Source organism: Streptomyces sp. NPDC049915 (assembly GCF_040656475.1).
Classification (GTDB): domain Bacteria; phylum Actinomycetota; class Actinomycetes; order Streptomycetales; family Streptomycetaceae; genus Streptomyces.
The window spans coordinates 48559-62555 of record NZ_JBFAMH010000003.1; the positions used below are offsets into that span (position 1 = coordinate 48559).

Sequence of the window (13997 nt, forward strand, 5' to 3'; positions counted from 1 at the left end):
ATCGGGGGGCGGTGGACCGGTCAGGGGTGCCGGGCGTGCACCGGGTCGTGGGCGACCTCGTCCGGGCACTTCCCGTGCGCCCCGCGTGTGCACCGGTCGCGCCGCCAGTCGACCGTCGCCAGCGCCAGCGACGCGAGCATGCCCGTGAGGGCCGCGACCAGCGCGGTGACCACGGCCCGGCGGTAGTCGTCGCTCTTGCCCAGCACCAGGTAGAACAGGCCCGGCAGGGCGGCGGTGCCCACGGCCGCGCCGAGCCGCTGTCCCGTCTGAAGGGCTCCGCCCGCCGCACCGGCCATCCGCACCGGCACGTCCCGCAGCGTCAGGGTGATGTTGGGGGAGACGACCAGACCACTGCCGACGCCACCGACGAGCAGCAGCGGGGCGGCGAGCCAGGGAGCGACGTCCAGGGGAGCGAGGAGCAGCAGCAGCGCCGTGCCGCCCAGGCCGACGATCACACCGGCGAGGCCGCACACGGTGAGCAGCCGCCCGAACCGGTCCACCAGCCGGCCGGAGCCCACCGCTGCGCACGCCGAGCCGAACGCGAAGGGCGTCACGGCCAGCCCCGAGTGCAGCGGCGAGAAGCCGAGTCCGCGCTGGTAGAAGAGGGCGAAGACCAGAAAGACGCCGCTGAAGCCGACGAAGTAGAGCGTGCCCACGGCGGCGCCCGCGGCGTACCCGCGCACGGTCGTGAACAGCCGCGGATCGAGCAGCGGCTGGGCGCCTCGCGCGACGAGCCGGTGCTGCCACCAGGTGAAGACGGCGAGGACCGCGGCACCGGCCGGGAACAGCCACCACACCCGGCCGATCCCGCCGGAGTCCGCCTGCACCAGCGGATACATCAGCGCCAGCACACCGAGCCCGAGGAGCGCCACTCCCGGCCAGTCCACCCGCCCCCGGCCCGAGCGGCGGGTGCGCGGCAGCAGACGGCGGCCGAGCAGCACGGCGAGGATGCCGATGGGCACGTTGACGTAGAAGATCCACCGCCAGCCCTGCGCGCCGGACGCCAGGGCCAGGATGGCGCCGCCCGTGATCGGGCCGGCGGCGGCCGAGACACCGACGGTCGCGCCGAAGAAGCCGAAGGCGCGTCCGCGTTCGGCACCGCGGAACATCTGCTGGATCAGAGCGGAGTTCTGCGGCGCCATGAAGCCGGCCGCCAGGCCCTGGGCGAGGCGGGCCACCACCAGCAGCGTGATGTCGGGGGCCGCCCCGCAAGCCGCGCTGAAGACGACGAAGCCGCTCAGGGCCAGCAGGAAGATCCGGCGCCGGTCCAGGGCGTCGCCGAGGCGGCCGGCGGTGACGAGGGCGAGGGCGAAGGTGAGGGCGTACCCGGACACCACCCACTGCACCTGCGCCGGGGAGGCGCGCAGGTCGTGCTGGATCGTGGGCAGGGCGACCGCCACGATCGTCACGTCGAGCAGACTCATGAATCCGGCCACCAGAGTGACCCACAGGGCCCGCCAGCGGTGCGGGTCCGGCCGGTACCCGGCGTCCGGGTTCCGGTCGCTCGCCGCTGACACCTGCGCTGTCACAAGGGCTCCTCTCACCGGGGGCCGTGTCGGAGACGAATCAGGTTCCCCCACCGGAGTACGGGCACACACCGGTGCCCGCAACCCGGGACGCCGACTTCCCGATCATCGGCTGTGGATGGCCGCGGTGGTGAAGAAGCCGGTGGCCGCGGCGGAGATCAGGGCGCAGACGGCGAGCAGTGCGGTACGTCGCATGGACGGGTTCCTTCCTGGTGAGGGGCAGAGGAGGTGACGGACCTGCACAACGCCGGTCCCTGCCGTCCCGCATCGCCGCGGCGGCGGCCTCCACTCGAACGGACGCGCCGTTCGGGCCCGCCGTCCACCGGCGCAGCCCGATGTGACCTGCTTCCTTGCACGCGGGGCGTCCGATGCGGTGACCTCTCTTCGCACGTCTGGGCGAAAACCGTTATCCGGCGCTCCCTCCGGGATCTCCCATGTGACGGACCACGACGTTCGACGTCGACGACAGGGGAGCTGGGCATGAACACACGGCACACGATCGATCCCGCGGCACTGGTGACCGCCGCCCGGGACGGCGACCAGGCGGCCCAGGACGCGCTGGTCGGCGCGTTCCTGCCGCTGGTCTACAACATCGTGGGCCGTGCGCTGAACGGTTCGGTGGACGTGGACGACGTCGTCCAGGACACCATGCTCCGGGCGCTCGACGCCCTGGACGACCTGCGCGACCCCGCGCGCTTCCGCTCCTGGCTGGTCGCCATCGCGATGAACCAGGTGCGCGCCCACTGGCACACGCGGCAGCCCGCCCAGGGGCCGGTGGAGGACGCGTGGGACGTCGCCGACCCCGGTGCCGACTTCGTCGACCTGACGATCGTGCGGTTGCAGCTGTCCGGCCAGCGGCAGGAGACCGCGCGCGCCACCCGCTGGCTGGAGCCCGGCGACCGGGGGCTGCTGTCGCTGTGGTGGCTGGAGACCGCCGGTGAACTGACCCGGGCCGAGGTCGCCGCGGCGCTGGAACTGTCCCCGCAGCACGCGGCGGTGCGGGTGCAGCGGATGAAGGCCCAGCTGGAGGCGGCACGGGTGGTGGTGCGGGCGCTGGACGCGCGGCCGCGCTGCCCGCAGCTGCACACCGACCTGACCGGCTGGGACGGCCTGCCCTCGGCGCTGTGGCGCAAGCGCATCGCCCGGCACGCCCGCGGCTGTGCGCGCTGCTCGGGCCTGTGGAGCGGTCTGATGCCCGCGGAGGGCCTGCTGGCGGGTCTGGCGCTCGTCCCGGTCGCCCCCGTGCTCCTGGACCGGGTCCGCGCCGCCGGGGACACCGTGGCCCTGGCCGCGACGGCCGACACGGTGTCCGTGCGTCCGGGCAGGCAGGGCGGGACGAGGCCCGGCTCCCGTGGTGCGGCGCGTCGCAGGCGGCGGCTGCGCCGACGGGCGGTCGGCGGCGCGGTCGTGGCGGTCTGCCTGGCCGGCGGCGGCCTGGTCTACCTCACCATCCTGCCCGGCGGCGGTACGCGGGAGGGGGCCGCGTCGGCCCGGAGCGTGGAGCCGGCGATCGTGCCGGAGCAGGCCACGGCCGCCCCCGGCGCGCACACCTTGCCGTCCCTCTCCGCGAGCCCCAGGGCGACCCCGACCCCGTCCCCGTCCCCGTCCGCGTCGGCTTCGGCTTCGCCGAGCGCGAGCGCCACTGGCGGTTCCGGCAAGGCGGCGCCCACGCGCCGCGCGCCGCGGCCGACCCCGTCGAAACCGGCCCCGGCACGCGGCGCGGCCGCCCAGCCGGCCGGCTCCGACCCGGCCTCGCAAGTGATCGCCCTGGTCAACAAGGAACGGCAGGCGGCGGGCTGCGCCCCCGTCACCCAGGACAGCGGGCTGGCGAACGCCGCACAGGCCCACTCCGACGACATGGCCGCCCGGAACTACTTCGAGCACAACTCGCCCGACGGCACCGACCCCGGTCAGCGGATCACGGCCGCCGGATACCGCTGGTCGACGTACGGGGAGAACATAGCCAAGGGGCAGCAGACGCCCGACGCGGTGATGACGTCGTGGATGAACAGCCCCGGCCACCGGGCCAACATCCTCAACTGCTCCTTCCGGAACCTGGGCGTCGGAATCCACCAGGGCGACGGCGGCCCGTGGTGGACCCAGGACTTCGGCAGCAAACTCTAGGGGCGCCTTCACCTCATCAGCGCGGCCTGCGGCCCCATCACCACCACCGGCTGCTTCGCCGCGTCCAGGACGCGCAGCAGGGCGAGCATGTAGGCCTTGTCCATCGCGATGCACGCGTTGGTGGGGCCGCCGTGGTCCACGTGCAGCCACACCCCGCCGCCCTTGTCCTCGCCCAGGGGCCGCGTCTCGTCCAGCGGGCTGCTGCCCGGGACCCGGTTGTAGTCGATGGCGATCACATAGTCGAAGGCGCCGTCCAGCGGCTCCCCGAGATGACCGGTGCCGGAGGCGGTGAAGCCCTCGTCCTGGTCGTACGGCAGCCGGGCCCCCGGGTCGGGCAGCAGGCCGCCGGCGTTGCTGAGCCGGAAGACACCGATCGGCGTGCGCAGGTCGTTCAGGTCGTGGTCGTCGCTCCAGCCGCGCAGCCCGTTGCGGGCGGGCCAGGGACCGGCAACGGCGTGCCAGCCCAAGCCGGGCGTCTGCTCGTAGAGCACCACCCGGGCCTCGTTCGTGTCGGCGGTCGCGCCGGTGACCACCAGCGCCTGCCGCGCGGCCGCCGGGATACGGGCTCGCATCGCCGGCCCGACACCCGGCAGTGGGCGGAAGACGGCACGCGGGGGAGCGGGATGGGCCGGGCCCCCGCCGGCCGGCGAAGCGGCGTGCGCGGACGGGCGCCCCGCCGGCCGCTCGCACCCGGCGGTGCCCGGCACGGCGACGCACACGGCGGCGACCAGGAAGGCCAGGGCCTTACTGCGGTTCACTGCGACCTCCGACGGGGGGCGTGGACGAGTGATGCATAACCACCTCGTCCGCCGCCCTGCCCGCCGGCCGCGATTCCTCCCCCGTATGGCACGCCGAGGCCTACGGGGGCAGTACGCCGAGCGACCCCGGTTGCCCGCTCAGCCGCACGGCGGCGAGGGCGATGTACAGCTCGGCGGAGGACTCGGCGTCGGTGGTGCGGCGGCCGGTCAGGTCGGCGATGCGGCCCAGGCGGTACAGGACCGTGTTGCGGTGGCAGTGCAGGCGGTCGGCCGCCGCCGTCGTCGATCCGCCGGCGGTGAACCAGGCATGCAGGGTCGCCAGCAGCGTGGCCCGCTCCTGCGGGGGCAGGGCGAGGACGGGCCCCAGCACGGCCCCGGCGACCTCCTGGGCGGTGTCGGGGGAGGCGGCGGCCAGCAGTGACACGGGCGCGCTGCCGTACAGATGGGTGCCGTGGGTGCCGTAGGGCAGGCACTGCACGGCCAGTTGGGCCTGCCGCCAGGCCGCCGGGGCGTTGACGGGGGAGGTGAAGGCGCGGCTGAGGCCGACCCGGGACAGGGCGATCGCGGTCAGCTGGTCGACGGCCGCCGCGAGGGCCTGTTCGTGGGGGAGGGACAGCAGGCCCACCCAGGCCCCTATCTGCTGCAGCCACTCGGAGCCGATCCCGGCGGCGCCCAGGCGGCCGCGGACGCTGGGCAGCGGCTCGACCCGGTCGTGGACCTCCGCGCAGACCACTGCGAACGGGCCCTGCCGGTCGAGGTCCAGGACGCGGGCGATCTCCCACGCGCTCGCATGCGTACCGGCCCGGCCCTCGAGCAGGGTGGTGAGCATCATGCTCCGGGCCGCGGCGTCGCGCCGCGAGCGCTCCTCGACGGCGGCCCGGTAGGCGTCCGCGGCCGCGCCGGAGTAGTCGTCGATGGCCGCCCACATGTCCGAGGCCAGGTGCAGCAGCTGGACGGTGCTCTCCTCGTCCACTGCGACGGCGAGCAGCCGGTCCCAGATGAAACGGCCGGCCAGCCGGTAGGCGTGCAGCAGCGCGGCCAGCGGGATGCCCTGTTCGGCCTTCAGCCGGCCCGCGGCGCGGGGCGCGTCCAGTGTCGTGGGCCGCCCTTGCAGGGCGGTGAACATGGTGGACAGGTTGTCGCGTACGACGGCGAGCAGCTGTGCGCGGCCCAGCAGCGTGCTCTCGGCGTAGGCGTGTTCACCGCCGAGGATCTGGTCGGTGAGGTCCTCCGCGAGCCGGTCGACCTCGGTCAGCAGGCGGCCCACGAGTTCGACGACCCGCTCGCCTGCCCTCAGCTGTGGCGTCACGGGCGCAGTGTAGCCGGGCGTGTTTGTGCGCCGGCACAAACGCGGGCCGTCTTTTCCCGCCGCCCGCCCATGGCCGAAACCGGTGGTGAGCGGTGGAATCACCGGCAGTGAGCCGCATCGTCGTCGCGCGCACGGTGCGTGTGCACAAGTCGTGGCGGAGTGAAGGAGAAACCCGTGGGAGGACAGGTGACGGACCCGGAGGAGCGTCCTGCGCGCGCGGGGATCGAACGCCGGAGATTTCTCGGCTATGTGCTGGCCGCCTCGACCCTGACCGTCGCCGCCGAGCTCGGCGACGCCGTGCTCGCCCCCGACGAGGCGGCGGCCGTCGTCCCCTCCGTGCCGGGGCCCGCGGAGATCTACGACCTCAACGACATGCTCACCCACGCCGCCCTGCCCACGGCGAACCTGATCACGATCCGCGTCGACGCCGACGGCACGGCCTCCTTCGCGCTGCCCCGCGCGGAGGTCGGGCAGGGCATCACGACGTCCAGCGCCATGCTGATCGCCGAGGAGCTGGACCTGCCACTGGAGCGGATCCGGGTCACGCTCGCCGACGCCCGGCCGGAGCTGCTGTTCAACCAGCTCACCGGCGGCTCCAACACCACGATCTCCACCTTCACCCCGATCCGGGTGGCGGCCGCCGTCGCCCGGGGCCGACTGCTGCGGTCGGCTGCCCTGGAACTGGGCGAGGCCGTGGACACCCTGACCGCCAAGGCCGGCGTCGTCACCTCGACGGCGTCCGGGCGCAGCCTGACCTACGGCGACCTGGCGCAGAAGGCCGCGGCGGTGACGACGGCTCAGGTGCCGGTCACGCTGAAGGAGGCCGCCGAGTTCCGGGTCATCGGCACCGCGCAGCGGCGCATCGACGCGCTGGAGGCGGTCACCGGGCGCAAGCGGTTCGCCATGGACCTGCACGTCCCCGGCGCCCTGCCGACGATGGTGTGCCGGCCGCCGACCGTCAACGGTACGGTCCGCGCGGTGGACAACCTGGCCGAGGTGCGGTCGATGCCCGGCATCACCGACGTCGCCACCGTCTCCACCGGGGTCGCCGTCCGCGGGCGCACGTTCGGGCAGTGCATCGACGCCGTGCGCGCGCTGAAGGTCTCCTGGGCCCCGGGACCGGTCGAGGGCGGAAGCGACGACACGGTCCGCGACGAGCTGCGCAGGGCGGAACTCCCGCTGCCTGCCCTGGACTTGCTGACCAAGTCGGTCGACGCGCGGTTCACCTTCCACTTCGCGAGCAACAGCGCCCTGGAGACCAACTGCGCCATCGCCGACGTACGGGCGGACGCGGCGGAGATCTGGGGGAGCCTGAAGTCCCCGATCGTCGCGCAGGAACAGATCGCGGCGCAGCTCGGGCTGCCCGTGTCCGCGGTGAAGGTCCATGTCACCGAGGGCGGGGGGTCGTTCGGCCGCAAACTCTTCCACGACGCCGCCGCCGAGGCCGCCGAGATCTCCCGGGCCATGGGCAAGCCGGTCAAGCTGATGTGGCACCGCACCGACGACTTCCGCCACGGCCGCGCCCACCCCATGGCCACCTCCCGGGTACGTGCCACCTATGCGCTAGGTCAGGTGCTCACCTACGACCAGCGGCACACCTCCGTCGCCACCGAATTCGGCCACGGCGTCGGCGAGATCATCACCGCCGAGGCCGCCCGGCTGCCGGTCGGCGACCTCACCTTCTCCGAGACGATCTTCGCGCTCACCCAGCAGACGCCGTACCACTTCGGGGTCGTCACCCAGCTGCTCAGCGAGACGGACAAGGGTTTCCACACCGGCTCCATGCGCAACATCTACTCGCCCAACGTGCGCTGCGCGCAGGAGCTGGTCGTGGACGAGCTGGCGAAGAGGCTGGGCAAGGATCCCTACCGGTTCCGTCGCGAGTTCCTCAAGGACGACCGGGCGCGGGCCGTGCTGGACAAGGTGGCCGAGGTGGGGCAGTGGGGCCGGAGCATGCCCGCCGGCACGGCGCAGGGCATCGCGCTCCACCCCGAGTACCACGCCTGTGTCGCCGTCCTCGCCGAGATCGACTGCCGGCCCGAGACTACCGGCCGCACGGTCCGCGACGGTTACACCGGACCGCGCGTCACCAAGGTGGTCTGCGCCGTCGACGTGGGCCTGGCCGTCAACCCGCGTGGACTGCAGGCGCAGATGATGGGCGGCATCATGGACGGCATCGCGATCACCCTGAGTTCAGGACTGCACCTTCAGGACGGGCACTTCCTGGAGGGCAGTTGGGACAACTATTTCTACACCCGGCAGTGGAACACCCCGCCCGAGCTGGAGATCGTCGTCATGCCGCCCACCACGGGTGAGCCCGGCGGTGCCGGCGAGCTGGCCGTGGCCGGCGCCGCCGCCGCGGTGGCCTGCGCCTACGGCCGCGCCACCGGCACCATGCCGACGACCTTCCCGGTCAACCACACCGGACCGCTCGGCTTCGAGCCGCTGCCCACCACCCCGCCGATCCCCGCGTCCCCCACCGACGGCCTCGACCGCGCCTTCTAGGAGAACCCCGTGCCCGAACACACCTTCATCCTCAACGGCGAACGGGTGACCGTCGACATCGAGGACGACGTCCGGCTGCTGTGGGTGCTCAGAGACGTCCTCGGCGTCACCGGCCCCAAGTACGGCTGCGGGCTCGGCGTCTGCCAGGCCTGCACCAGCCACCTCAACGGCAAGGCGTTCAACCCGTGTTCGGTGCCGGTCGAGAACATCGGCCCGGACGACGAGATCACCACCATCGAGGGCCTGCCCGCCACCGTCGGCCGTGATCTGCACCCGATGCAGGAGGCCTGGCTGGAGTACGACGTCGCGCAGTGCGGCTACTGCCAGCCCGGCCAGATCATGACCGCCGTCGCCAAGGTGCGCAAGGCCCGCGAGGAGGGCCGCGAGATCACCGAGGCCGACCTCGACGAGATCCGCAACGTCTGCCGCTGCGGCACCTATCACCGCATCCGCGAGGCGATCGTGGCCGGCGCGAAGAAGTACTGAGCCCCGGCGGGCGCCCGTTGCCGGCCGCGGGTGCACCTGCCCGGCCGCGGCCGTGAGGAACGTGTCCAGGACCCCGTCCCTTACCTCGGGCCAGGCGCTGCCCAGGTGTTGCGGACGGTCCGGACAGGGACGGCGCGGGGGCGATCCCGCAGGTCACGTGACTCAGGAGCACGGCTTGGGCGTGGGCGGCGTCCCCGCCCTCCTGGGCGGCCGGCGCAGCGGGGCCGGGTGCCGTCCAGCCAGGGGAAGACGTCGGTGACGAAGCCCTGCCGTACGGCGCCGCCCGGACGCCGGGCGGCGCCTGCCCGACGCGCTCGGCGTGGGCGGGCGCGCAGCGCCCGCAGCGCCAAGACGTCGCCCCCTCGCTTGGGTCATGCGAGGCATCACGTTCACTCCCGCCGCCGTCACCCCGTCGTCCACGCGCGGAGTTTTTCCGGGTTCAGTACCGCCCAGATGTGGTGGATGCGGTCGTCGGACATCTCGAAGGCCATCACGGACACCGTGACGCCGTCCCGTTGAGCGATCAGCCCCGGGTGGCCGTTGACCGTGCGCTCCACGAGCGTCACCTCGGCGGGGGGCCGTTCGGTGAAGAAGCGGGCGACCTGCTCGGCGCCCTCGACCGGGCGGAGCGCGGCCGTGACGAGTCCGCCGCCGTCGCCGGTCGCCGTGACGTCGGGGGCCAGCAGTTCGACGAGGGCGTCGATGTCCCGCGCCTCCCAGGCCCGCCGGAACGCTCTGACCAGGCCGCTTCGCCGGTCCGCCGGACGCTCGCCGGGCGGTGACGCGCGCAGGCGGCGGCGCGCGGAGGAGGCCAGCTGACGGCAGGCCGCCGGACTGCGGCCGACGATCTCGGCGATGTCACCGAACGGATAGCGGAAGACATCGTGCAGGACGAACGCGACCCGCTCGGCCGGCGTCATCGCCTCGAGCACGACGAGGAAGGCCATCGTGACCGACTCGTCGAGGGTGACCCGGTCGGCCGGGTCACCCATGTCGGGGCCCGACCGCCCGCCGATCCACTCCGTGCGGTCGGGCAGCGGCTCCGGAATCCACTCGCCCACATAGCGCTCGCGCCGCACCCGCGCCGAGCCGAGCAGATCCAGACAGATCCGGCCGGCGACGGTCGTCAGCCAGGCGCCGGGGGAGTCGACGGCCTCCCGTTGCCCGGGAGACAGCGCGCACCAGCGGGCGTAGGTCTCCTGGACGACGTCCTCCGCCTCGGTGAGCGAGCCCAGCAGCCGGTAGGCGAGATTGGTCAGCCGGCGCCGCTCGCTCATGATCGCGCTCAGGCCCGCGTCGGGCCGGCCGCCCTCTCCCGGCGCGGACGGGTGGTTGGTCATGATCTCCCCGGCTCTCTCGGAACTCCGTCTCACCCCCTACGACGAAGCGGAGCCCCGAAGTGTGAGGCGGGCCTGCCGCCTCACATCCCGCGGGGCTGTTCCGTCGTAACGATCGGAACCCGACAGGGAGGAAGACCGATCATGCGATCCGTGAACGTCGCGATCATCTACTACAGCTCCACCGGCACCGTGCACGCCCTCGCGCAAGCCGCCGCCGAGGGCGCCGAGAAGGCCGGTGCCGAGGTGCGCCTGCGCAAGGTCGCCGAAACGGCACCTCCGGAAGCGGTAGGCGCCAGGGCGGAGTGGTCCCGACACCTCGAGGACACCGCCGACGTCCCCGAGGCGACCCACGACGACCTGGAGTGGGCCGACGCGGTGCTCTTCGGCACCCCGACCCGCTTCGGCAACCCGGCCGGCCAGCTCAGGGCGTTCATCGACACCACCGGACCGCTCTGGTTCCAGGGCAAGCTCGCCGACAAGGTCTACTCGGCCTTCACCGCCTCCAACACCGCCCACGGCGGACAGGAATCCACCCTGCTCGCGCTGGCGAACACCTTCTACCACTGGGGCGGTGTCATCGTGCCCCCCGACTACACCGACCCCGTCCAGTTCCGGTCGGGCAACCCGTACGGGACGTCCCACGTGGCCGGCGACGGCCCGCCCGGTGAGGTGGTGCTGCAAGCGGCCCGTCACCAGGCCCGCCGGGTCGCGGAGACCGCCGCCGCACTCAAGGCGGGCCGCGCCGGCTGAGGCCCGGGCCGGGACCGCCGCGGCCGGGTGATCAGGCGGCGAGATCCGTCGTGCGTGCCTCCTCGGCACTGCCGTACACCACCAGCGCGCTCTCCCGCAGGGTGAGCGGTGCGAGCCGGTCCAGCAGCGCCGGCGGGGAGACCACGACCAGGCGGCCGCGGGCCTCGCCGGCGCGGCGGCACAGCCGCAGGACCGTGTTCAGGCCGGAGGAGTCGCACGCGGTGACGCCGGCCAGGTCCACGACGAGCGACGCGTGCCGTTCCAGCACGCGCGTGGCCCGGCGGTACAGATGGGGGCCGCTGTACAGGTCCAGCGGGCCGGTCATGGTGATCAGCGGCACATGGCCGGGCTCTTCCGTCACCTGGATGCGCACCTCGTTGTTCACGGTGGCTCCTTCTGTTGTCTCCCACCCCGGTTGCCCATGACGCAACGCGGTCCCGGAGCAGCAACGCTGCCGCGTATATGTTCCCTGCGCGGGCCGCAGGCAAAGCCCACCGGACGAAACGCCGGTGCGCGGCTGTCCGGAAAACGCAACGCGGGGCACCCCCTGACGCATCGCCGCGCGGCGACGGGGTAGCGTCGAAGGACATACCCGGTCGCCGACCTGCGCGTTCCCGCGACCGGGCCGTACAGGGCTTCTCATCTTGCCGGGGCGGTGACGCGATGGACTCGCTGGTGTTCGACAGCCAGGACCTGGCCGAGACCGAGGACTTCCTGTGCCGGGCCTACGCCCGCATGACCATAGGCAGCAACACCCCGCAGCACAGCAGGGCGCACATCCGCCGCGACGCCATGCCCTCGGTCAGCGTCGACGAGCTGGACCTCGGCTTCGACATGAGCTACGCGGTGACCCCGCTCGGCAAGATCTGCCTGTGCATGGTCCACGAGGGCACCATCCAGGACCACGTCTTCCAGGGCGTGCAGGACGACTTCGGCCCCGGCGACATGGTGCTCTTCGCACCCCCGGACCTGCCCTACGCCGGACGCATCTGCACCGCCCGCTACAACATCACGATGCTGGACAGCGCCCTGCTGGACCAGGTCGCCGCCACCGGCCCGAAACCGGCTCTGGAACCCGTCCGGCTGACCGGTCACCGGCCGCACTCGCCGGCCGCCGCCCGCCACCTCAAGAGCACGATCGTCCATCTGCGCGACCACGTCCTCGCCGACCCGGCCGTCGCCGCCCAGCCGCTGATCGCCTCGACCAGCGGCCAGCTGCTCGCGGCGAGCGTCCTGGCCGCCTTCCCGAACACCGCCCACACCGATCCGACCGCGCAGGACCGGACCGACGCCCACTCCACCACCCTGCGGCGGGCCGTCGCCCACATCGAGGACCACGCCCACCGGCCCCTCACCGTCGCCGACATCGCCGCCGCCGCGCATGTCACCGTCCGTGCCCTTCAGTACGCCTTCCGCCGCCACCTCGACACCACCCCGCTGGGCTACCTGCGCCGCGTGCGTCTGGCCCATGTCCACCAGGAACTGCGGGCCGCCGACCCCGCGGAGACGACCGTCGGGGACATCGCCGCCCGCTGGGGGTTCGCCCACCCCGGCCGGTTCGCCGCCCTCTACCGCGAGGCGTACGGCACCAGCCCGTCGAGCACCCTGCACGGCTGAGCCGGAAGACGCCGGCGGGTCCTCAGCCCCGCTGCCCGTGCCCGACGGCGTGCGTCCGCCGCTCCAGCGCGGTGCGCAGAGCCCGGCCGATCTCCGGTGGCAGCCAGCCGCAGCGCGGCCACTGCACCAGGTGTTCGGCCACGTCCCGCAGTTTGGTGTTCGTGTGCTGGGAGACGTCCTTCAACACGTCCCAGGCCGACTCGGGCGGCAGTCTGCCCCGGGCGATCACGACCCCGATGGCCTGGTCGACGACGGCGTGGGAGACGACGGCCTGCTTCAGCTGCAGGATCTCCTCCTGCAGGGCGAGGATCGTACGTTCCTGGTCCTCGTGCTCGGGCATGGCGGTGCTGCTCTCCTGACGCGACGGTCTGCTGGTCACCGTCCTCCTGCCCGGGCCGGGCGCACTGCGGAACGCCGGAAACGAAGACCTGCCGTGGCGGCGGTCCAGAAAACGAAATAATGGATTCCGCCGGCGGTGCCGGCCCCGCATCCGGCGTCTCGGGAACGGGGCTGCGGCGCCGTCTCACTCCGCCCGGCGGCTGATCGTCACGGCCGCCGCGTCGTCGCCGAGGCGGCCTGGGGCGTACGCCGTGAGTTCTTCGCGCAGGCGGCGCAGCAGGTCGTCGGGTCGTTCGGCGGCCCAGGCCTCGACCCGGTCGGACAGCGGGAAGAAGACCCCCCGCTCGTCGCGGGCCTCCAGGACGCCGTCGGTGCACAGCAGCAGCACGTCGCCGGGGCGGAACGGAAACGACTCCACGGTGTACGCGTCGTCGCCGGACAGTCCGCCGAGGCCGAGCGGCGGCGCGATCCGCCGGACGGGCAGCGGCTCGGCGCGCCCGCCGCTCAGCAACAGAGGAGAGGGGTGCCCGCACGCCACGAGGTGCACGACGGGCTCCGTGTCGGGGAGGTCCAGCACCAGGGCGGTGGCGAACGCCTCCTCGGTGTCGGGTGTCCCCGGCGGACTCCACTGGCGGGACTCCCAGCGCATGCTGCCGTCGAGGTGTGTGGCGAGCCGGGGCAGGCTGGGCCGCCGGTGCGCCGCAGCCCGGAAGGCCCCGAGCAGCAGCGCGGCATGGGTGATCGCCGGCAGGCCCTTGCCGCGCACGTCCGCGAGCAGCAGCCGGGTGCTGTCCAGGGTGCGGACGGCGGCATAGAGGTCCCCGCCCATGGTCGCCTCGTCCTGCGCGGCGAGATAGAGACAGGCCAGGTCCAGGGGGCCGCTGCGCCGGGGCAGCGCGGGAAAGAGCACCTCCTGGACGGCCTGGGCGACCGTGCGGCTGTGCGAGAGCTGCCGCTCGCGTCTCTCCCGGACCAGGCAGAACAGCACGATGAGGCCGGAGACGAGGACCAGGGCGCCGATCTGCGCGACGAGGTTCTCGGTGCCGAGGACGCCCCGCGACACTCCGATGAGTATCTGGGCGGCGACGGCCAGCAGCCCGATCAGCGCGGTGAGCCGGGGGCCGGCGAACGCGGCGGTGAGCGCCGGCGCCGCCACCAGCAGCGGTCCCAGATGGACGTCCGACGGTGCCAGGACGTCCACCAGGTACACCGCGACGATCAGCCCGATCGGGATGAGGACCAA

Annotated in this window: 12 protein-coding genes; 5 read left to right on the plus strand and 7 right to left on the minus strand. The window is 73.3% G+C overall.

All coding sequences use genetic code 11. The features are described 5' to 3' along the window. Window positions 1–20: 20 nt before the first annotated feature. Window positions 21–1529: an MFS transporter gene (locus AB0J12_RS05020; protein WP_363262802.1), complete on the minus strand. Its 1509-nt coding sequence runs from the start codon at window positions 1527–1529 to the stop codon at window positions 21–23. A 477-nt stretch (window positions 1530–2006) separates the two neighbouring features. On the opposite strand from AB0J12_RS05020, the gene AB0J12_RS05025 reads away from it, so the two are divergent. After that, entirely contained in the window at window positions 2007–3650 is a 1644-nt protein-coding gene (locus tag AB0J12_RS05025; protein WP_363262803.1) for a sigma-70 family RNA polymerase sigma factor, read from the plus strand. A gap of 8 nt (window positions 3651–3658) precedes the next feature. Here AB0J12_RS05025 and AB0J12_RS05030 read toward each other — a convergent pair whose 3' ends face one another. Both AB0J12_RS05030 and AB0J12_RS05035 read right to left on the minus strand, forming a co-directional pair. Then, on the minus strand, window positions 3659–4408 hold the full coding sequence (locus AB0J12_RS05030; RefSeq protein WP_363262805.1) for a hypothetical protein: 750 nt from the start codon (window positions 4406–4408) through the stop codon (window positions 3659–3661). 100 nt (window positions 4409–4508) lie between these two features. Further along, window positions 4509–5717 carry a helix-turn-helix domain-containing protein gene (locus AB0J12_RS05035; protein WP_363262806.1) on the minus strand — a complete coding sequence of 403 codons (1209 nt, stop codon included), beginning with the start codon at window positions 5715–5717 and terminating at the stop codon, window positions 4509–4511. A gap of 174 nt (window positions 5718–5891) precedes the next feature. Here AB0J12_RS05035 and AB0J12_RS05040 point away from each other — a divergent pair, with 174 nt between their 5' ends. Both AB0J12_RS05040 and AB0J12_RS05045 read left to right on the plus strand, forming a co-directional pair. Beyond that, window positions 5892–8222 (plus strand): molybdopterin cofactor-binding domain-containing protein, encoded by a 2331-nt coding sequence (locus AB0J12_RS05040; protein WP_363262807.1) that lies wholly within the window; start codon window positions 5892–5894, stop codon window positions 8220–8222. A gap of 9 nt (window positions 8223–8231) precedes the next feature. Further along, window positions 8232–8708, plus strand: coding sequence for a (2Fe-2S)-binding protein (locus AB0J12_RS05045; protein ID WP_363262808.1), 477 nt, complete (start codon window positions 8232–8234; stop codon window positions 8706–8708). Window positions 8709–9112: 404 nt separating this feature from the next. Here AB0J12_RS05045 and sigJ read toward each other — a convergent pair whose 3' ends face one another. Beyond that, entirely contained in the window at window positions 9113–10048 is a 936-nt protein-coding gene (sigJ, locus tag AB0J12_RS05050) for an RNA polymerase sigma factor SigJ (RefSeq protein WP_363262809.1), read from the minus strand. A gap of 138 nt (window positions 10049–10186) precedes the next feature. Here sigJ and wrbA point away from each other — a divergent pair, with 138 nt between their 5' ends. Beyond that, on the plus strand, window positions 10187–10798 hold the full coding sequence (gene wrbA, locus AB0J12_RS05055) for an NAD(P)H:quinone oxidoreductase (RefSeq protein ID WP_363263207.1): 612 nt from the start codon (window positions 10187–10189) through the stop codon (window positions 10796–10798). 31 nt (window positions 10799–10829) lie between these two features. Here wrbA and AB0J12_RS05060 read toward each other — a convergent pair whose 3' ends face one another. After that, a complete protein-coding gene (locus AB0J12_RS05060; protein ID WP_363262810.1) occupies window positions 10830–11183 on the minus strand; it encodes an STAS domain-containing protein in 354 nt (117 codons plus the stop codon). A 278-nt stretch (window positions 11184–11461) separates the two neighbouring features. Between AB0J12_RS05060 and AB0J12_RS05065 the strand changes: the two genes are divergently transcribed. Beyond that, window positions 11462–12415: a helix-turn-helix transcriptional regulator gene (locus tag AB0J12_RS05065; RefSeq protein WP_363262811.1), complete on the plus strand. Its 954-nt coding sequence runs from the start codon at window positions 11462–11464 to the stop codon at window positions 12413–12415. Window positions 12416–12437: 22 nt separating this feature from the next. Here the strand turns inward: AB0J12_RS05065 and AB0J12_RS05070 are convergent, their stop codons facing one another. Both AB0J12_RS05070 and AB0J12_RS05075 read right to left on the minus strand, forming a co-directional pair. Next, on the minus strand, window positions 12438–12755 hold the full coding sequence (locus AB0J12_RS05070; RefSeq protein ID WP_363263208.1) for an ANTAR domain-containing protein: 318 nt from the start codon (window positions 12753–12755) through the stop codon (window positions 12438–12440). Window positions 12756–12938: 183 nt separating this feature from the next. Further along, window positions 12939–13997 (minus strand): PP2C family protein-serine/threonine phosphatase, encoded by a 1059-nt coding sequence (locus AB0J12_RS05075; protein ID WP_363262812.1) that lies wholly within the window; start codon window positions 13995–13997, stop codon window positions 12939–12941.

Coding starts and splice junctions, on each gene's coding strand:
- AB0J12_RS05025 (WP_363262803.1), top strand. CDS start 2,007: ATGAACACACGGCACACGATCGATCCCGCGGCACTGGTGACCGCCGCC.
- sigJ (WP_363262809.1), bottom strand. CDS start 10,048: ATGACCAACCACCCGTCCGCGCCGGGAGAGGGCGGCCGGCCCGACGCG.
- AB0J12_RS05065 (WP_363262811.1), top strand. CDS start 11,462: ATGGACTCGCTGGTGTTCGACAGCCAGGACCTGGCCGAGACCGAGGAC.
- AB0J12_RS05070 (WP_363263208.1), bottom strand. CDS start 12,755: ATGCCCGAGCACGAGGACCAGGAACGTACGATCCTCGCCCTGCAGGAG.